The 17,713-nt window shown below is 66.0% G+C and carries 21 protein-coding genes and 1 tRNA gene; 12 read left to right on the forward strand and 10 right to left on the reverse strand.

Features of this window, described 5'->3' with window-relative positions:
- The first annotated feature begins 120 nt into the window (after positions 1-120).
- From AC1DQJ_RS19795 to AC1DQJ_RS19805, 3 genes are all read left to right on the forward strand, one after another.
- A tRNA-Met gene (locus AC1DQJ_RS19795) sits at positions 121-197 on the forward strand.
- 671 nt (positions 198-868) lie between these two features.
- Positions 869-1,339 carry a hypothetical protein gene (locus AC1DQJ_RS19800; RefSeq protein WP_477606498.1) on the forward strand — a complete coding sequence of 157 codons (471 nt, stop codon included), beginning with the start codon at positions 869-871 and terminating at the stop codon, positions 1,337-1,339.
- A 46-nt stretch (positions 1,340-1,385) separates the two neighbouring features.
- On the forward strand, positions 1,386-2,198 hold the full coding sequence (locus AC1DQJ_RS19805) for an acyl-CoA thioesterase (RefSeq protein ID WP_477606500.1): 813 nt from the start codon (positions 1,386-1,388) through the stop codon (positions 2,196-2,198).
- Here the strand turns inward: AC1DQJ_RS19805 and AC1DQJ_RS19810 are convergent.
- Positions 2,195-2,665 (reverse strand): hypothetical protein, encoded by a 471-nt coding sequence (locus AC1DQJ_RS19810; protein ID WP_477606502.1) that lies wholly within the window; start codon positions 2,663-2,665, stop codon positions 2,195-2,197. The genes AC1DQJ_RS19805 and AC1DQJ_RS19810 overlap by 4 nt on opposite strands.
- A 90-nt stretch (positions 2,666-2,755) precedes the next feature.
- Here AC1DQJ_RS19810 and AC1DQJ_RS19815 point away from each other — a divergent pair, with 90 nt between their 5' ends.
- Both AC1DQJ_RS19815 and AC1DQJ_RS19820 read left to right on the forward strand, forming a co-directional pair.
- Positions 2,756-4,813, forward strand: coding sequence for a carbon starvation CstA family protein (locus AC1DQJ_RS19815; protein ID WP_477606504.1), 2,058 nt, complete (start codon positions 2,756-2,758; stop codon positions 4,811-4,813).
- Between the two features lie 4 nt (positions 4,814-4,817).
- Entirely contained in the window at positions 4,818-5,024 is a 207-nt protein-coding gene (locus AC1DQJ_RS19820) for a YbdD/YjiX family protein (protein ID WP_477606506.1), read from the forward strand.
- Positions 5,025-5,091: 67 nt separating this feature from the next.
- On the opposite strand, the gene AC1DQJ_RS19825 is transcribed toward AC1DQJ_RS19820, so the two are convergent.
- Positions 5,092-5,367 (reverse strand): hypothetical protein, encoded by a 276-nt coding sequence (locus AC1DQJ_RS19825; protein WP_477606508.1) that lies wholly within the window; start codon positions 5,365-5,367, stop codon positions 5,092-5,094.
- 326 nt (positions 5,368-5,693) lie between these two features.
- Here AC1DQJ_RS19825 and AC1DQJ_RS19830 point away from each other — a divergent pair, with 326 nt between their 5' ends.
- Positions 5,694-5,957: a hypothetical protein gene (locus AC1DQJ_RS19830; protein ID WP_477606510.1), complete on the forward strand. Its 264-nt coding sequence runs from the start codon at positions 5,694-5,696 to the stop codon at positions 5,955-5,957.
- A gap of 101 nt (positions 5,958-6,058) precedes the next feature.
- Positions 6,059-7,039, forward strand: a complete 981-nt coding sequence (locus AC1DQJ_RS19835) for an aldo/keto reductase (RefSeq protein ID WP_477606511.1) — start codon at positions 6,059-6,061, stop codon at positions 7,037-7,039.
- On the opposite strand, the gene AC1DQJ_RS19840 is transcribed toward AC1DQJ_RS19835, so the two are convergent.
- Positions 7,036-7,251 (reverse strand): hypothetical protein, encoded by a 216-nt coding sequence (locus AC1DQJ_RS19840; RefSeq protein ID WP_477606513.1) that lies wholly within the window; start codon positions 7,249-7,251, stop codon positions 7,036-7,038. The two genes, AC1DQJ_RS19835 and AC1DQJ_RS19840, sit on opposite strands and share 4 nt — an antisense overlap.
- 683 nt (positions 7,252-7,934) lie before the next feature.
- Here AC1DQJ_RS19840 and AC1DQJ_RS19845 point away from each other — a divergent pair.
- Positions 7,935-8,486 carry a sigma-70 family RNA polymerase sigma factor gene (locus tag AC1DQJ_RS19845; protein ID WP_477606515.1) on the forward strand — a complete coding sequence of 184 codons (552 nt, stop codon included), beginning with the start codon at positions 7,935-7,937 and terminating at the stop codon, positions 8,484-8,486.
- A 35-nt stretch (positions 8,487-8,521) separates the two neighbouring features.
- Positions 8,522-9,847 (forward strand): transporter, encoded by a 1,326-nt coding sequence (locus AC1DQJ_RS19850; protein ID WP_477606516.1) that lies wholly within the window; start codon positions 8,522-8,524, stop codon positions 9,845-9,847.
- Between the two features lie 7 nt (positions 9,848-9,854).
- Here AC1DQJ_RS19850 and AC1DQJ_RS19855 read toward each other — a convergent pair whose 3' ends face one another.
- The 7 genes from AC1DQJ_RS19855 to AC1DQJ_RS19885 all read right to left on the reverse strand — a co-directional run bounded on the left by AC1DQJ_RS19855 (position 9,855) and on the right by AC1DQJ_RS19885 (position 15,612).
- A complete protein-coding gene (locus AC1DQJ_RS19855) occupies positions 9,855-10,418 on the reverse strand; it encodes a hypothetical protein (protein ID WP_477606518.1) in 564 nt (187 codons plus the stop codon).
- 8 nt (positions 10,419-10,426) lie between these two features.
- A complete protein-coding gene (locus AC1DQJ_RS19860) occupies positions 10,427-11,158 on the reverse strand; it encodes a C39 family peptidase (RefSeq protein WP_477606520.1) in 732 nt (243 codons plus the stop codon).
- Positions 11,155-11,553, reverse strand: a complete 399-nt coding sequence (locus AC1DQJ_RS19865) for a hypothetical protein (RefSeq protein ID WP_477606522.1) — start codon at positions 11,551-11,553, stop codon at positions 11,155-11,157. The genes AC1DQJ_RS19860 and AC1DQJ_RS19865 overlap by 4 nt, the downstream gene beginning before the upstream one ends.
- 77 nt (positions 11,554-11,630) lie before the next feature.
- Positions 11,631-12,350 (reverse strand): hypothetical protein, encoded by a 720-nt coding sequence (locus AC1DQJ_RS19870; RefSeq protein WP_477606524.1) that lies wholly within the window; start codon positions 12,348-12,350, stop codon positions 11,631-11,633.
- Positions 12,351-12,485: 135 nt separating this feature from the next.
- Positions 12,486-13,301 carry an arylamine N-acetyltransferase family protein gene (locus AC1DQJ_RS19875; RefSeq protein ID WP_477606526.1) on the reverse strand — a complete coding sequence of 272 codons (816 nt, stop codon included), beginning with the start codon at positions 13,299-13,301 and terminating at the stop codon, positions 12,486-12,488.
- Positions 13,302-13,307: 6 nt separating this feature from the next.
- Positions 13,308-14,525 (reverse strand): LLM class flavin-dependent oxidoreductase, encoded by a 1,218-nt coding sequence (locus tag AC1DQJ_RS19880; protein WP_477606528.1) that lies wholly within the window; start codon positions 14,523-14,525, stop codon positions 13,308-13,310.
- A gap of 70 nt (positions 14,526-14,595) precedes the next feature.
- Positions 14,596-15,612 carry a DNA topoisomerase IB gene (locus AC1DQJ_RS19885; protein ID WP_477606529.1) on the reverse strand — a complete coding sequence of 339 codons (1,017 nt, stop codon included), beginning with the start codon at positions 15,610-15,612 and terminating at the stop codon, positions 14,596-14,598.
- 81 nt (positions 15,613-15,693) lie between these two features.
- Between AC1DQJ_RS19885 and rlmJ the strand changes: the two genes are divergently transcribed.
- From rlmJ to AC1DQJ_RS19900, 3 genes are all read left to right on the forward strand, one after another.
- The gene (rlmJ, locus tag AC1DQJ_RS19890; protein ID WP_477606531.1) at positions 15,694-16,512 is read left to right on the forward strand and encodes a 23S rRNA (adenine(2030)-N(6))-methyltransferase RlmJ; all 819 of its coding nucleotides are present in this window, start codon (positions 15,694-15,696) and stop codon (positions 16,510-16,512) included.
- A gap of 100 nt (positions 16,513-16,612) precedes the next feature.
- Positions 16,613-17,071, forward strand: coding sequence for a hypothetical protein (locus tag AC1DQJ_RS19895; RefSeq protein ID WP_477606533.1), 459 nt, complete (start codon positions 16,613-16,615; stop codon positions 17,069-17,071).
- A 63-nt stretch (positions 17,072-17,134) separates the two neighbouring features.
- A complete protein-coding gene (locus AC1DQJ_RS19900) occupies positions 17,135-17,698 on the forward strand; it encodes a sugar transferase (protein ID WP_477606535.1) in 564 nt (187 codons plus the stop codon).
- Positions 17,699-17,713: the final 15 nt, after the last annotated feature.

Raw genomic sequence — 17,713 nt, forward strand, 5'->3', positions numbered from 1 at the left:
GTCGTTAAGCCTCTCTGGGCCAATGGTACTTCGTCTTAAGGCGCGGGAGAGTAGGTCGCCGCCAGGTCTACCAAACGGATGAAGACAACAAACCCTTCAACTCACAATCAAACACCCTGACGCGGGGTGGAGCAGCCCGGTAGCTCGTCAGGCTCATAACCTGAAGGTCACAGGTTCAAATCCTGTCCCCGCACCCAAGGTTCAAAGCAAAAGCCCCCTGGATCACTCCAGGGGGCTTTTGCTTGTCTGCGATCGGCAGCGCCATCGGCCCGAACCCAGGCCTCAAGCGTCCGACATTTCAGGTATTCCGCAGATCAAGTTCGTGGCAACGGACAGTTCTTGGCCGCCGTTTTCTGGAGCTGATCGATGCCGCGAGCCATTGCTTGGACTGTAGCGGTCGTCGCCGCCCTGGCGGGCTGCGCCAGTAGCGACGAGGCCAGGGAAACCGCCGCCTCAAGCCCCAATCGCCAGTGCTTCTTTGCGGCCAGCGCGATGTCGTTCGCGGCTTCCGATACGCGAACGGTCAACGTCCGGGTCGGCGCAAACCAGTCTTTCGGCTCGACCTGATGTCGCCGTGCCGGGACGTGACCTGGTCCACCACCCGGATGAGCTTGTCGTCGCGCGGCAGCACCTCGATCTGCACCGGACCAGCGCTCAACACCAGCCTGGCGACCCGCGGGCCGTCCGGCCAACGCCGCTGCACGGTGAGAAAGGAGGCCCTAGCCTCCCGAGCGCGGCCCTAGGAAAGGCGTTCTGGTCACGGACTTTTTCGACGCAGCCGGGTTTCCGGGCCGCGATCACCCGCCTGCGGGGCTAGACTGAGGCGCGCGGGCAGATTCGCAGCCCACAGCCCGCGACGGAGGCCCGAATGATCATCGCCGGTTGGATTCTCGCGATCCTGGGCCTGGCCCAGGTGGTGTTCGCCGGCACGATTGAGGTCTCGCAACTCACCGAGGGCAACCGACTGATCGGCCTGGCGCCCAGCGTGGTGGCCAATGTCGACCTGGTCGGCCAGCGGGCGATGATCCACACCGGCGGTTGCGCCACCTTCCTGGCGGGAGTGATCTTCATCGGCGCCGCCTATCTGAAGCCGGCGCCGGCGGGACAGGAATCCAAGACCTGGACCGGCATTGCGGCGATCGCGGCTTTGGTGCTGACGGTGGGCGCGCTCGGCGGATTTGGCGGTTTCCTCTACGCGTTGCACGTCCAGAACTCCGACCAGCGGCTGGTCGACGAGATCCGCGCCCGCGAGGCGCGCAACCTCTCGACCGAAGAGCTGATGAAGGAAGCTGACCGGCGGCTGCAGAATGAGGCTGAGGCCGCAGAGGCCGCGCGCTGACGCAAACGCTCTTGCGCTGAAGCTCGACGGCTCTCATGGAGAGGCCATGAGCTCGCCCCTGTTCTTCGACCTTCGCGCCACCCACAACCCGCACCGCTGGTACCTGCCGCTGACGCCCGCCGTATGCGTCGGCTCGCGCGACAATCTCTTCATGTTTGGCGGGGTCGGCATGGCCTCGGCCATCGTCGCGCTGGAGCGCACCTGCGATCGCCCCGTGATCTGGGCGACGGCGCAGTATCTTTCCTATGCCCGGCCGCCGAGCGTCGTCGACCTCGACGTCTGGGTGCCGGCCGCCGGCAAGTACAACAGCCAGGCCCGGGTGATCAGCCACGTCGGCGACAAGGAGATCCTGACTGTCAACGCCGCGCTCGGCGCGCGTCCGAGCGAGCTCTCCAAGCAGTGGCTGGCGATGCCGGAAGTGGCGCCGCCGGAGGACTGCGAGGCGGCCGATCATTGGCGCGGCGGCGGCGATGACCTGCACAGCCGCATCGAGGTTCGCGTGGCCAAGGGCCGCTATGGCGGCACCGATGCCAGCGACGGCGCCGACGACGGCCGGCTGCTGCTCTGGATCCGGCCGCGTGACGGCGTCGCCATCGACGCGGGGATGCTGGCGATCATGGCCGATTTCATTCCCGGCGCGATCGGCAACGCGCTGGGCATGAACGCCGGCGGCAACAGCCTCGACAACACCATCCGCTATCGACGCATCGTGCCGACCGAATGGGCGCTATGCGACATCCGCATCACCGGCGTGCATGGCGGCTTCGGCCACGGGGCGATGTACTTGTTCGCCCAGGACGGCGAGCTGATGGCCACGGCCAGCCAGTCGCTGATCGTGCGCGTCCGCGGCGACAGCTAGGCCAAAGCTTCCAGCAGCGCGACTCGCGCCAGGTCCTTCGGGCGCCCGAAGCGCCGGCAAATCGCCGCCTGTTCGCTAGCTGTCGGCGTAAACAGCGCGCCGGCCCTCCAGGGGATGTGGTGGCGAGTGGCGGGGACCACCGCCGACCAACCGCCGTCCGAGAACGCCTCGAAGCCGGCCATCACCTCGATGGGGATCGGCGCGATCTGAGCCTTGGCGAAGATCGTCGAACGAAAGAGCGGGGAGGGCGCGGCCGGCACGCGCTCGGCGTCCCATAGCTCGATCAAGGTCAGAGCGTCGCGCTCGGACACGATCAGGTCGACGTCGGGCGGCGAAAGGTCGGGCACGCCGACCAACGCCATGCCGGCGCTGCCGAACACCCACCACGGATCGAACAGGCCTGGGCCGCTGCGGGCGATGACGTCGAGCGTCAGTTCGAGCAGCGGATTGATCTGCGGGCTCGCCATGTCGGTCTCCTAGATAGGTTCACGAACCGGCTCAATCGGTTGTAGGGCTAGGCGGGCGCCAAGCGGGGGCGCAGGAGTAGGAGCGCGTCGATGGATATGGTTCGCAAACACGGGCCCTGGGCCCTGCTGGCCATGCTGGGCGCGGCTTCGCTCGCGGTGCTGGCCACCGCGCGCGGCGAGAGCGTCAATGCGCTGTGGATCCTGACCGCCGCGGTCTGCGTCTACCTGGTCGCCTATCGCTACTACAGCCTCTACATCGCCCAGCGGGTCATGCGCCTGGACGGGGCGAGGCCGACGCCGGCAGTCACCCGAAACGACGGCTTGGACTATGTTCCGACCAATCGCTACGTGCTGTTTGGCCACCACTTTGCGGCGATCGCTGGCGCTGGACCGCTGGTTGGCCCGGTGCTGGCCGCGCAGATGGGTTATCTGCCCGGCGTGCTCTGGATCTTGTCGGGCGTGGTGTTGGCCGGGGCTGTGCAGGACTTCCTGGTCCTGGTCATCTCCATGCGCCGCGACGGGCGCTCGCTCGGCGAACTGATCCGCGAGGAGCTGGGCCCGATCCCCGGGGTGATCGCCCTGTTCGGGGCGTTCATGATCATGGTCATCATCCTGGCGGTGCTGGCCCTAATCGTGGTCAAGGCGCTCACCGCCAGCCCCTGGGGAACCTTCACTGTCGCAGCCACCGTGCCGATCGCCATCGTCATGGGGCTCTATATGCGCTTCGTGCGGCCAGGTCGGATCGCCGAGGTCTCGGTGTTCGGGTTCGTCATGCTGATCCTGGCCATCGTCGGCGGGCAGAAGGTGGCGGCCTCGCCCGAGCTGGCCGCCCTGTTCACCTTCACCGGCCTGCAGCTCTCGTGGATTCTGATCGGCTACGGCGCGGTCGCCGCGGTGCTGCCGGTCTGGCTGCTGCTGGCGCCGCGGGACTACCTGTCGACCTTCCTGAAGATCGGCGCGATCCTGGCCCTGGCCATCGGCATCGTCATCATGCGCCCAACCCTGCAGATGCCGGCCATCACCCAGTTCGCGGCCGGCGGCGGGCCCGTCTGGTCGGGGACTTTGTTCCCGTTCCTGTTCATCACCATCGCCTGTGGCGCGGTCTCTGGCTTCCACGCGCTGATCTCGTCGGGCACCACCCCCAAGCTGATCGACAATGAGGTCAACGCCCGCTTCATCGGCTATGGCGGCATGCTGATGGAGAGCTTCGTGGCGATCATGGCGATCATCGCCGCTTCGATCCTCGACCCCGGCGTCTACTTCACGATGAACAGCCCGGCCGCCGTGGTCGGAACCACGGCCGAAAGCGCCTCTGCGGCCGTCGGCGCCATGGGCCACCCGATCAGTGCTCAGCTCATCGAACAAACGGCCAAGGATGTTGGCGAGACGACGATCATCTCCCGCGCCGGCGGCGCGCCGACCCTGGCGGTCGGCATGGCGCACATCTTCTCTCACCTGCTCGGCGGCAAGGCGATGATGGCCTTCTGGTACCACTTCGCCATCCTGTTCGAGGCGCTGTTCATCCTCACCGCGGTCGACGCGGGCACCCGCGCGGGGCGCTTCATGCTGCAGGACTTGCTCGGGACCTTCATTCCGAAGTTCAGGGAAACCGCGTCCTGGACGGCCAACTTGACCGCGACAGGACTCTGCGTCGCGGCCTGGGGCTACTTCCTGCACCAGGGCGTGACCGATCCGCTCGGCGGGGTGAACACGCTCTGGCCGTTGTTCGGGATCTCCAACCAGATGCTGGCGGCGATCGCCCTGATCATGGCGACCGTGGTGATCTTCAAGATGAAGCGGCAGCGCTACGCCTTCGTGACGATCATTCCGGCCGTCTGGCTCTGTATCTGCACCCTGACGGCAGGCTTCCAGAAGCTGCTGTCGCCCGATCCGGCGATCGGCTTCCTGGCCCATGCACGCAAGTATGGCGCGGCCCTGGCAGAGGGGCAGGTGCTGGCGCCGGCCAAGAGCATCGCCGACATGAACAAGATCGTCTGGAACGACCGTATCGACGCGGCGCTCTGCGCGGTGTTCATCGCCGTGGTGCTGAGCATGATCTGGTTCGGAATCGCCGCCTGCCTCAAGGCCTGGCGCACCGACGGCTGGACCGCCAAGGAGTTCAATCCCGACGCAGTGGCGGCGGAGTAGGGCGATGCCGGCGCCAAATCCCTTCGCCCGGTTCGCTCAATGCCTTTGCGACGGCGCGCGGCTGATGGTCGGCGTGCCCAACTACGAGGCCTATGTCGAGCACATGGCCCGCACCCATCCGGGGCAGGCGCCGATGACCCACGCCGAGTTCTTCCGCGACCGGCAGGACGCCCGCTATGGCGGCGGCAAGGGCGGCTTCCGCTGCTGCTGACCTAGACATGCGAAAGGCCGGCGTCGCCGCCGGCCTTTGCTGTACGCGGTACTGAGAGTTTTGAGGCTTAGCGCGCGGCCAGGGTCGAGTTCGACTGGGCCTGAGCGGTGGCGTAGCTGTCCAGGCTGGCCTTGGTGGTGTCCTTCACGCAGCGGGAGAAGGCGTCCATGACCAGGGTTTCGGTGCGGGTGGCGCGGAAGCAGACGGTGCGAGCGGCCTTGGCCACTTCAACTTCGACTTGAGCTTGCGACTTGCCGGCGAGCGGAACGCGGACGGAGCCGGCTTGAGCGGGAGCGGTGACGGCGAGGGCGGCCACGGCGGTCAGAGCAAGAATACGGATCATAATCACTTTTCCCGGAAAGGGGTTGAAACCAACCACCTCCCGGCGTTTCCCTTCAGACGGCGGTTCAAATCTAGTCGCGACCGCTTCGCCTGACTCTCTCCTGCCCTGTGCAGCTCAGGCTTTCAAGCTTTTATGGTGCGGTGCAACCGCGCAGTGCTGCACTGCAACCCGCATGGGCGCCGGGCGCCTCTATGCGAGCAGCACGTCCGCGAGGCTCACCGCCGGGCACGGCGATTGCGGTGGAGAAGCCCGACAGTTCCGGAATGAAACACTTGCCATCTGCGGAGCTTCACTTTTGAGTAACCTTTGTTAACCGCCGAGGCTCCATGTTCCTGACCGTTCTCGCCGCCGCCACTGCGATCGCCGCTTCCTACGCGCACCCGCAGCCCGCGCCTGTCGTCCCGGCGGTTCAGGCCGTGCTCGTCGATTGTCAGATCAGCGGCGCCAATCTCACTGACTGCAAGGCGGTGGACGCCGTTGGCGACCAGGCTGTCGAAGCCGTGAAGCTGGCGGCGCAGGTCGAGGTGTCAGAAGCGTTCGCCCTCGCCAATCCGGGCCGCATCCTCGTCAAGATGAACATCACGCCGTAGGGCCCACTGCGCTTCACCTGGCTGAAAGGCGCTTTAACCAGTTGACCGAAGCCCTGCCGTTGTCGCCTTCTCCCCGGCGGTAATCAGGTGAGGAGCGGCGGATGGATAAGCGTCAACTCGGTGAGTTCGAGGTCTCGGCTATCGGCCTGGGCTGCATGAGCCTTTCTCACGCCTACGGCCCGCCGCCGCCGCGCGAGCAGGCCGAGCGCGTGCTGCTTGGCGCCCTCGACGCCGGCTACACTTTTCTCGACACTGCCGCCGTCTATGGGTTGGGCCACAATGAAACCCTGGTCGGCGAGGTGCTGAGGCATCGCCGCGGCGACTATGTCTTGGCCTCCAAATGCGGCCTGACCAATGGCGACCAGCGCGAACTGAACGGCCGTCCCGAGGTGCTCAAGGCGACCTGCGAGGGCAGCCTGCGCCGCCTGCAGACCGATGTCATTGACCTCTACTACCTGCACCGCTGGGACAAGCGGGTCCCCATCGAGGAAAGCGTCGGAGCGCTCGCCGACCTGGTGAAGGAGGGCAAGATTCGCGCGATCGGGCTGTCGGAGGTTTCTGCGCCGACCTTGCGCCGGGCCCACGCCGTCCATCCGATCACCGCGCTGCAGACCGAGTATTCGCCCTGGACCCGCAATCCGGAGATCGCTGTCCTGGAAGCCTGCCGCGAACTCGACGTGACCTTCGTCGCCTTTAGCCCGGTGGGCCGCGGCTTCCTGGCGGGCGGGGTCATGGATCCGGCGGCGCTCGAGGACGGCGACTTCCGCAAGGCCATGCCGCGGTTCCTGGGGGATGCCTTCGCGGCCAACCTGAAGATGTTCGAACAGTTCGCGGCCCTCGCCACGGAGGCCGGTTGCACGCCCGCCCAGCTTTGCCTGGCTTGGCTGCTGCAGAAGGATGAGACGATCGTGCCGATCCCCGGCACCACCAATCCCGACCACATGCGCGAAAACGCCGGTGCGGCTCCGATCCGGCTGTCGGACGCCGACATGGCACGCGTCGAAGAGCTAGTGAATCCGCAGACCGTCACCGGTCCGCGCTATGCGCCGGCCATGCAGGCCTCGGTCGATACCGAAGACTAGAGGGCTGGGCTTTCAAGGCTGTTGGCGGCCGATCGCAGGGCCGCCTGGGCCATCCGTCGTGCTCGGTCGGCGACTTCGTCGGCCGGCAGGTCCTGCAGGCCTCGCGGCCGCGGCAGGCTGACCTGCACCGTGATCCCATCATCGGTAAGGACGGACACCCCGACGATGGTCGGGCTTACGGTCACGGACGGCGGCAGGGACAGATCGGTCATGTCGAACTCCACATTTCCCACCCGTGCCGGATTTGACCGCCGGTCCTGGGAAAGTCCAGGCACGCTTTTATGAAATCTGGCAGCTGGAACCGGCATTCCTCAATCGCCAGCAAAGCGGAGCCGAGTGCGATAGAAATCGTTGCAAGCGCGACAGTAACCATGGCGAACTATCGGTAGTTTCCCTGATAACGGGTAGATTGTTTCGCCACGACATCGTGATATAAAATTTCCAAGTTCAAATCTCATTGCGTAGCTCAGCTTTTGCGCAGCTCGGATGGAAGCGCCAAAGTGAAGTTAGAACAGTCAAACAACTTCGGGCGTCCGCCGCTCCTGCACAACATGCTTGCCGTATCGTCGCAGTGTGATCGTGACTGCCGAGGAATTGCATCTTCCGCCGGGAACCGGGAAGTCAGGTTTGCGTCTGACCAATGGCCTGTTTGTGGGAGGCCGTTGCGCGCGGCTGAGCGGGCGGCTGTGTAACGCCGCCTGCCCGATATAATCGCGACCTCTGCGAGTGTGAGTATATCGCAGATAGTAAATTTGTTCGTTAGTGATCCAAGCGTTCCGCGGTAGCGTAATGCGGTCGTTTAGTGCGGCCATGGGTGGCCTGGGGCCAAGTGTAGCGTTGGAGATTTACTTTGTGATCGCGGTCGAGTCGGGCTGCGGGGAAGCAGGCTGTTGCGATGTCAGTGTCAGAGTTCGAACGCGGTGTTGTGGACATCATTCCACAGCTGCGCGCCTATGCCCTGGCGCTGACGCGCTCGCGGTTTGAGGCGGACGACCTCGTTCAGGACGCCTTGATGCGCGCCTGGAACTACCGGGGCGCGTTCCAGCCGGAGTACCGGCTGAAGCCCTGGTTGTTCAAGATCCTCCGCACCTGCCTCTACACCAACACCGCCCGGCGCAAGATGATTGTCCAGGACGTCGATGGCCGTCATGCCGGCGAACTGGTCCACCCGGCCGAGCAGGAATGGTTCGTCCAGTATCACGAGCTGCTCGGCGCGCTCGAGGAACTGAGCACGGAGGGGCGTGAAGCCATCCTGCTCGTCCTTGCCGCGGGCCTCACCTACGAGGAAGCGGCCCATGTCTGTTCCTGCCCGGTAGGGACCATGAAAAGCCGCGTGAACCGTGCGCGGACCCAGCTGGTCAACCTGCTTGATCCCGTTTCGAAGACCCCGGCGTCCGGGCCCGAGGGCTCCTCCGACGAGGTCGATCACCTACCCTGGCCCGGCTGACGGTCCGTGGGGGCTCCACCCGTATTGGAGGCACGATGAGCGATGCGCTTGTGAAGGGGTTCTACGTCCGCCTGCTCGCGGGCGGTGTGCTGGCCGCCGTCTGCATCTCTCCCGCCTGGGCGGCCGGCCCGGCTCCGGCCCCGGATCTGGCCCAGATCGAGGCGCGTCTCCGACAGCAGGAAGTGCGGATCGACGAGCAGGAGCGACGCCTCGCCGAACAGGGGCAGGTGATCGAGGCGCAGGGTGCCGAAATCCGCGCTCTGCGGTTCCAGCGCGACGAAGCCCTGGCCGACATCCGGGCAGGCCATGCCGCGGCGCTCGCCGCCGCCGAACCCGGCGCGGCGAGCAGGCCGATGCAGACAGCCGCCCTCCAGGCTCCACCGACCAACGGCCAAGCCCTGCCGAGCAAACCGGTGGGCGAGGCGCCCGCGCAACCTAGCCGCCGCCTCGAGGCGGACGCTGCGGCCTTGCCGCAGGGCATGGGCGTGCTGACGCCGGACGGCAAGCTGATCGTCGAGCCGACCCTGGAGTTCGTCCGCGCCAGCGCCAACCGACTGGTGTTCCGCGGCATCGAGGTCGTACCGGGAGTCCAACTGGGGGTGATCGAGGCCAATGACGCCGATCGCGACTCTGTGGTCGGTTCGCTGGTCGCCCGCTACGGCCTTGGCGGCAAGTTCGAGATCGAGGGACGCATTCCCTACGTATACAGGCACGACCGGGTGACGACCGTCGCCCAGCGCGATGAGACGGTGACCCGCACCATCGACCTGGAGAGCCACGACATCGGCGACGTCGAGGTGTCGGCCCGCTACCAGATCACCAAGGGCATGCCTGGCGATCCGATCTTCGTGGCGGGGCTGAGGGTCAAGCCGCCGACCGGCGATAGCCCGTTCGAAATTCCCTACGACGAGTTCGGAGTCGCGACGGACCTAGCCACCGGCTCGGGTTTCTGGGGGACGGAAGCCAGCATCACCATGCTGTACCCGACCGATCCTGCCGTGATCTGGGGCGGTTTGAGCTACCTGTACAACGTACCCGACGACATCAACAAAGAGATCGGCGACGTCTTCGTCGGCCGCGTCGATCCGGGCGACACCATTGCCTTCAACATCGGCTTCGGCCTGGCGCTGAACCCGCGCTTCTCGATGTCGCTGGGCTATAGCCACAACTTCATCCTGGGCACTGAAACCGAGCTGGGCTCGACGACGCAGAAGTCGAACAGCCTGCAGGTGGGGGCGCTGCAGTTCGGCATGTCCTACCGGCTGACGCCGCGGATCAGCATCCTTAATAGCTATGAGTTCGGTGTCACCAGCGACGCGCCGGACATGCGGATGATGATCCGGGTTCCCTACACCTTCTAGGGTGGGTCTAGGGCGCGGCCGCGTCTCGCAGGGCGATCCGCAAGGCGTCCTGCAGGCGCAGATCAAAAGCCTGCTTGGCGATGTCCTGCTGCATCTGGGTGAAGGCCGGGATGTCCAGGGTTATGTCGGTGGACTGGCGGATGTCGCGATTGTTGGCGTTGTTGATCACCAGATGGGTGATGTGCTCGCTGCTGACCGAGTGAGCGATCGCGGTGACGCCACCGTCGCCGTTGACCACCACGCCTTCCAGGCCAGGGCCGTTGAGGAACACGCCGCCGGCGGCGGCCGCGGTGGTGATGTCCGGGATCGTGGCGCCGTATTCGATCGTCTCGACCGGGCCGGTCTCGGTCCAGGTGAAGCGGGTCTGCAGCACCAGGCTGCCGTCGACAAAGGTGCGCACCACCGCCCCGAAGCCGATGTCGAGACCGTTGGGCGTCTGCAGGCCGCCGCGGACATCCTCCAATTCCTCCACGCTCATGACCTGGCTAGAGGTGAAGTCCTCCGCCTGAACTTGGGCGCTGGGCCAGACCGCCGCGAGGGCCAGGCCTGCGCAAAGGAACATGCGGTGCAAGCGTTGTCTCATTGGAATATCGGATCGAGCGAGATGCGGTCCGTGATCTGGTAGGTTGGCGGCAGCTCACGGGTGAACGACGAAATCGAGATCTCGGCCCGCATGGCTTCGTCCAGCGGCGCGATGGCCCACGGACGCCACTCCTCGGCCAGGTTGAACGTCGAATTCAGCCCGGGCTTGGCATGGATCGCAAAGACGATGCCGTTCCACATCTGCATGAATTCGTCGCGGGTGTAGCGCCTCAGGCCAAGCGCCGGATCGCCGATCAGGACCTTGTCTCCGGTGATGCCCTTCATGACCACGAAGTGGCGATAGGAGCCGGTCTTGATGACCAGGATGGCGGGCACATTCGCCTCAGCGAGTTGTTCGTAGGTAGCGCGGTAGCCGTCGGCGGAGAGGCCGCGGCCGTCGAGATAGCGCTTCATGTCGAGCAGCGAGAAGCCGACCGCCTTGATCTTCTCGTGGTCGCCCTTCTCGTACATGGCCTTGAAGACCTGGCCCTCGCTGACCTGCGTTCCGTAGTGGTAGGTGAGGAGGGTCGCAACCGCAGCCGAGCCGCAGCTGTAGTCGTACTGCTGGCGCACAACCGAGCGGAACGGGATGTCCCGCACCGTCAGGACGTTGAGCTGGTAGATCGCGCCGCCTTGACCGAACATCACCTGCGCGCCGGCCGGGGCGCAGACGAGCGTGGCGGCGAAGGCCGCGCCAATCACTAGGGCGTGGCCTCGCGGCGATTTCATTGCATCGGGCCGGTCACGATGTTGACGCTGATCGAGCCCTGCAGGTTGCTGTTGTTGCCGGTGTTGATCACGAAGTTGCCGATCCCGGCGAAACCGTTGAGCGCCGCCGTAGAGAACGCGACATCGCCGGTTTGGATCGCGCCGCCGGCGATCACGGAATTACCGCTGTTGGTGGCGTTCAGCTGCTGTTCGGTCATCGCCGTGTTGCTGACCCCTTGCCCGCTTTCGGCGGCGAGCATGTCGACCGACATCGGCTCGGGCTCGAAGTTGGCGCTGACGAGATCGGCGGGGGCGGCCTGGATCGCCGCAGGCGCCGTGTCCGGCGTGGCCTGGCTGAGCGCGGGGGCGGCATAGGCCGATAACGTGAGCGCGATGATCGCCGTGAGTATCCTCATGGTGGGCCTCCCCTGGAACAAAGGGACGCCCAGCCTGGCGGGGCCAGGCTGGGTGTCAGGACCTCTTTCTTTCGGTTCTACGGAGCGGAGCCGAAGGAGATGTTCGCATTCGCCGACAGAGCGGTCGCCGCCTGGTTCAGCGAGCCGACGCCGGAGTTGGTCCCGGAGGTCTGGATGCCGGCGAAGCTGGCGAAGGAGCCGCCGTCATAGGTGATGGCGCCGGTGGCGAAGCCGCCAGCGTCGCCTTCAAACGTCACGGTGGTGCCAGTGACGGCCGCGTCGAGAGACTGAGCGGAGAGGGTGACCGTGGTCGTCGTCACATTCGCCTCAGTATAAACTGAGTTATCGGTGTTGTTGGAGTCGTAGGTGTTGCCGGCATCGGTCGTATTGCCGGAGTCAGAGGTATTGTTGGAGTCGTTGACCGAGTTGTCGGTGTTGTTGGAGTCGTAGGTATTCCCGGCGTCGGTCGTATTGCCGGAGTCGTTGGTCGAGGCGTCTGTGTTGTTGGTCGTGTAGGTGTTGCCCGAATCCGCCGTGTTGCCGGAGTCGTTGGTCGAGGCGTCGGTGGTCGTGTAGGTGTTGCCGGCGTCCGTCGTGTTGCCCGAGTCATTGGTCGAGCTATCGGTATTGCCGGAATCTGCGGTGCTGGTGGCTGTATTGGTCGTTGTCGCTGTGCCACCATCGCCTGCCCAGGCTCCGGCGGATCCGTTAGATCCGTCGATTTGCGCGGACGCGGCGCCCGCCAAGGCGACGGCGAACACGAAAGCCGACGCCGACGCCATCAGTTTAATCGTCATGGAACACCCTCCAGGAATCTCTGAACGTTCGGGGACAATTCCCTCCGAAGGCCAGTACCGAGGCGGTCTCATATTGGTTCGGATCACGTGTCCGTGAGGACGAGGGCGAGAGGCTCAGGCTGGCGGAGCGCTCGCTCAGGCGGGTGCGTCAGTCGCGAACAGCTCTTCGTGCTTGGCGCAGATAGCCGGCCACAAGCTGGCGGCCTCGGGGAGGTCGAGGCTGAATTCTTCTCGCAGGATGGCAACCAATTCATCAGCTGTTTCAATAATTTTCGACGTTTTGTGATCTGGAGTCACCTGATTCAGAGTGCGCCCCAGCAGCACACGCACGCCGCCCGGATGGTGGCGGAAGGCCAGCGCAGTCTGGGTGAAGATCGACTCCGGCGAGGTGCGCAGCCAGTGCGACGTCGCTTCGAGCTGGGCCCGTTGCGCCGGCGCGTCCTGGAAGTCGAAATAGGCTGCCCCGCCCTGGGGGTGGTTGTGGAAGCGCAGCCAGCCGTCTTCTAGCTGCTCGATGCGGAAGTCGAACCCGGCGCAATGGTAGTTCCCCGCGCTCAGCGGCACAGGTTCCAACGTGCCGTCGCCGAATCCGACATCGGCGATGTAGGGCTGATCGAGATCCACGCGTAAAACCAGATGGTTGCCATGAGAGCTTTCGCCTCGCTCTGACCGCAGAACGGCGCCGGCCATTTCTGTGACGGTGAAGCCGATCTCGCGCAGCATGGCCGCCAGCAGGCCGTTCATTTCGTAGCACCAGCCGCCCCGGCCGCCGCCGACGATCTTGTCGTAGGCGCGCTGCGGGTCGAGGGATCCTGGCCGGCGCAACTGAACGTCGAAATTCTCGTAGGGGATCGCTTGCAGGTGCCGGCGATGCAGGTCCCGCAACGTCGCTAGGTCCACGCGCGGGATCCCCGCGTAACCGATGCGGTCGAGATAGGCCTGCACGTCCACGCTCGGCTACTCCTTCGGCGGCTGGGCCGCGCCCTGGATCATGGCGACGATCTCGGGCCGGATGTTCTCGGCTCCTTTCTCCATCATATGCGAGACGATGCGCGCGCCGACCGCCGCCCGCGTCTGGGCGGTGAATTCGGTCTTGTTGGCCCGCACCCAGTTCATCGAGGCTTCGCGGTTGACGTTCAGCTGCTGGAAGTGCGGGACCACGTATCGGGCGATCATCTCGTAGGAGCGCTTGGTGTCCTCCCAGCGCGCCCAGTTGTGCGCCATCAGCAGGAAGCAGCCGAAGCCGCCGCTTTCCTCGACCAGTTGCTGGATGCGCTCGATCGCCTCGTCGGGCGTGCCCACCACCGCCTGGCCCAGCGCCAGGTAGGCTTCCACCGGGTCGCCTTTGAAATCGTCAGGCACCATCGGCAGATTGGCGATTTCCTTGAAGTAGTAGATCCACTTCTCCAGCCCGAAGCGCACCTGCTCGATCGCCTTGTCCTTGGTCTCGGCGATGTGCATCTGACCGACCAGCCGCCAGGCGCTGCGGTCCATGGTCTGGCTGTTCTGCTGGGCGATGTCCTCGGCGATGCCCCAGTTGGCGGCCAGCGAGTTGAAGCCGGCGCTGGTGGTGGCGCCCAGCGACAGCAAGCCCAGGCCATGCTTGCCTGCAGCGCGCGCACCGGTGGGCGAGACCTGGCTGGCCACGGCCATCTCCACCGAGGGCCGGGAATAGGGCGACATCTGCAGGCGTGCGTTGACCAGACTGAACCAGTCGCTCTCGTGAGTGACCTCTTCCCCGCGCATCAGCCGGACCAGCACGTCCAGCGCCTCGTCCATGCGGTCGCGCTGCTTGGCGACGGGAATGCCCATCATGAAGGCGTCGGAGGAGAGCGCTCCTGGCCCGACTCCGAACATCACCCGTCCGCGGGTCATGTGGTCCAGCTGGTTGATGCGGTCGGCCAGCATCATCGGGTGGTGGTAGGGCAGGGACGAGACGCCGGTTCCGAGGCGGATATGCTTGGTGCGCTCGCCGGCGGCGGCGATGAACACCTCAGGGGAAGCGATCAGCTCGTAGGCGGCCGAATGGTGCTCGCCGATCCAGGCCTCTTCATAGCCAAGGTGATCGAGGTGCTGCACCAGTTCCAGGTCGCGCTGGATGGCCAGGGTCGGGTTCTCGTCGAGCGGATGGAACGGCGCGATGAACGCCCCGAAACGCAGCTTCTTCCCGAGCATATGAGCCTCCCTGGGCGATTTCCCGGGAGGCTACCTCCCAACCGCAGGGCAATGCCAGACTGACGTACCGTCAGCGCGAGGCCTCCTGCGCAGCTTCGAGGAACCGCAGTACCGACAACTCAAAGGCGCGCGCAGAGCTGCTGGCCTTCAGGGGCAGGGTCCCGCGTTCATAGGCCTCCAGCACCAGCGGATGGATGTAGGAGCCGCGGCACACCGCAGCGGTGTTGCCGAGCAGGGCTGCGGCCGCCTTCACGGTCAGCACCACGCGCCGATGGGCCTCCGCCGCGTCCTTGGCCGGCGGCTGCTCGACCAGTCCGCGGGCCGCGCAGAGCGTGCCAGCCCAGGTGCGGATGTCCTTGGCCGAGAAGTCCTCGCCGATCGCGGCGCGGATGTAGGCGTTGACGTCGGCGGACTCCACCGCGCGCCGTTCGCCGTCGTCGTCGAGATATTGGAACAACCTCTGGCCGGGCAGGTCTTGGCAGGCCTTGACGATCCGGGCCAGGCGCCGGTCTCGTACGCCGGTCCGGTGCACCTTGCCGCTCTTGCCGCGGAACTCGAACACTGCGCCGCCGGTGGTGATTTCCGCGTGCCGGTCGCGCAGGGTGGTCAGGCCGAAGCTCTTGTTGGTCTTGGCGTACTCGCTGTTGCCGACCCGGATCAGGGTCAACTCCATCAGCCGCACCACCGCCGCCAGCACCTTGTCGCGCGGCAGTTCGCGCAGCGCGAGGTCGCTGTCGACCTTGGAGCGCAGCTTGGGCAGGGCGCGGCCGAAAGCGATCAGTCGGTCGAACTTGACCTCGTCGCGGGCCGCCCGCCAGCCATCGTGATAGCGGTACTGCTTTCGCCCGCGGGCGTCCCGGCCGGTGGCCTGGATGTGGCCGCGCGCCGAGGGGCAGATCCAGACATCGGTCCAGGCGGGCGGCAGGACGAGCCCGGCGATCCGTTCCAGGGTGGCCGCATCACGGACCACATGGCCGTCGGCGTCGCGATAGCCAAACCCCGTCGCGCTGGCCACCCGGCGAATGCCCGGCTCGCGATCATCGACATAAGAAAGGCCGCGGGGTGTCGGCTCTAGATCGCGGGGCATGGACCGCCCTTGGGGGACATGGCAGGAAGCGCCGTGCCTCGAACGGGGCCGCCACGCCTCGGTTCCTGCAAGGACAAGCCTTTGAACTACCGCCACGCCTTCCACGCGGGAAACTTCGCCGACCTGGTCAAGCACGCGGCGCTGCTGCAGTTGTTGGCCTGGATGCAGGACGGGGCGCTGGCGGTGTTCGATACGCACGCCGGCCGTGGCCTCTATGACCTGTCGGGCGAGGAATCCCAGCGTTCAGGCGAGGCGCAGGCCGGGATCGTCCAACTGATGCAGGCCAGCGACTTGCCGTCGGCGCTTAATCCACTCCGCGAAGCGGTCTCCAGGTTGAACGGCGGCGGCGAGACCAGGCTCTATCCGGGGTCGCCCCTGCTGGTGGCCGGGGCGTTGCGCAAGGGCGACAGCTATCTTGGCTGCGAACTGCGGCCCCAGGAGCATTCGGCGCTCTCGGACGCCCTGCGCGCCTGGCCGGCCGCGCGCACCGCCTGCGCCGACGGCTATGTGGAGGTCCCAGCCCGCCTGCCGACCGACGGCCAGGCGCTGGTGCTGATCGACCCGCCGTTCGAAAAAAGCGACGACTACGAGCGCTGCGTCGGAGCCCTGCGCGCCATCACCCGCAAGAACCCGCGGGCGGTGGTGATGATCTGGCTGCCGGTCAAGGACCTGGAGACCTTCGACGGCTTCCTGCGCGAAGCCGAGGATTCCTATGAGGGCCCGCTCCTGGTGGCCGAAGCGCGGATGCGGCCGCTGACCGACCCGATGAAGATGAACGGTTGCGCCCTAGTGCTGGCCAACGCGCCGGCCGATTTCCAGGCGTCGCTCGAGGAGATCTGCGCCTGGACCGTGGAGCGGCTGGGACAGGGCGGCAAGGCCCAGGTCTGGACCGCCGACTAGAGCGGATGCTGCGCCCGACTGAAACCGTCATTTTGCGCCTGCGAAAAGCTGGGGTACGGTTTGCTGCATCGCACAAACCTCAGCAGTTTGGAGGCGTCTCATGGCTCTCAGCATCTTTGACGAGGGGCCTTCGTCCCTCGACATGCGCAAGGCGCTCTATGCGCCGCTAGGCGCGGCCTCGCCGCTCTGGTTTCTGTTCGGAGGCGCCGCCTCGGCGGGCCTGGCCTACTGGTGGATGACCCGCTGGACCGACAGGAGCCATCTGGAAGCCATGTTCGGCGCGCCCGCGCCGGCGCCGATGGCCTTCTTAGCCCCCACGACCGTGGCGTTGACGCCCGAGATCGAACCCGAAATCGAACCTGACCCCGCGCCCCAGCCGATCCCGCCGGCCGTCTCCGAGATTCTCTCCGAGGCAGCCGAGATCCTTGAAGGGGTGACCGCCGCCGCCATCGAGGCGGTGGAACAGGCGACGGAGACCCTGCTCGAACCGCTGGCCGAGCCCGCCACCAAGCCGAAACCCAAGGCCAAGCCGCCTGAGGAGCCGCCACCCGGCCTCTAAGCTTGGCGCGGCGCCCGCGCCCGCGGTATGCCTTGCCGATTGCGGACGGCGAGGGGACTGCGGGTGGCCAAACGGGCCTTCGACATGCTGGCGGCGTTCGTCGGACTGATCGCGCTCTCGCCCGTGCTGGCGGTAGTCGCGCTGGCTGTGCGCCTGGATAGTCCCGGTCCCGCTGTGCACTGGTCCAGCCGGGTCGGGCGCTACAATGTGATCTTTAGGATGCCCAAGTTCCGCACCATGCGGCCGGGCGCGCCGAACGTCGCCACCCATCTGCTGAATGACCCGGATGCCTGGATCACCCCGCTAGGCCGCTTTCTGCGCCGCACCAGCCTCGACGAATTGCCCCAGCTCTGGAGCGTGCTGATCGGCGACATGAGCCTGGTCGGTCCCCGACCGGCGCTGTTCAACCAGGACGACCTGGTGGCGTTGCGCACGGCGGCCGGCGTCGACGCCCTGCGCCCGGGAGTGACCGGCTGGGCCCAAATCAACGGCCGCGACGACCTCCCTGTCCCCGAGAAGGCGCAGTTGGACGCCGACTACCTGGTCCGCCAGCGGCTCATCCTGGACCTGAAGATCATCGCCCTGACCTTGGCGATGGCCTTCAACGGCCGCGGCGTGCGGCACTAGCCGGCCCCGCAAGCC

The sequence above is a fragment of the Phenylobacterium sp. P4_E10 genome (assembly GCF_056401675.1).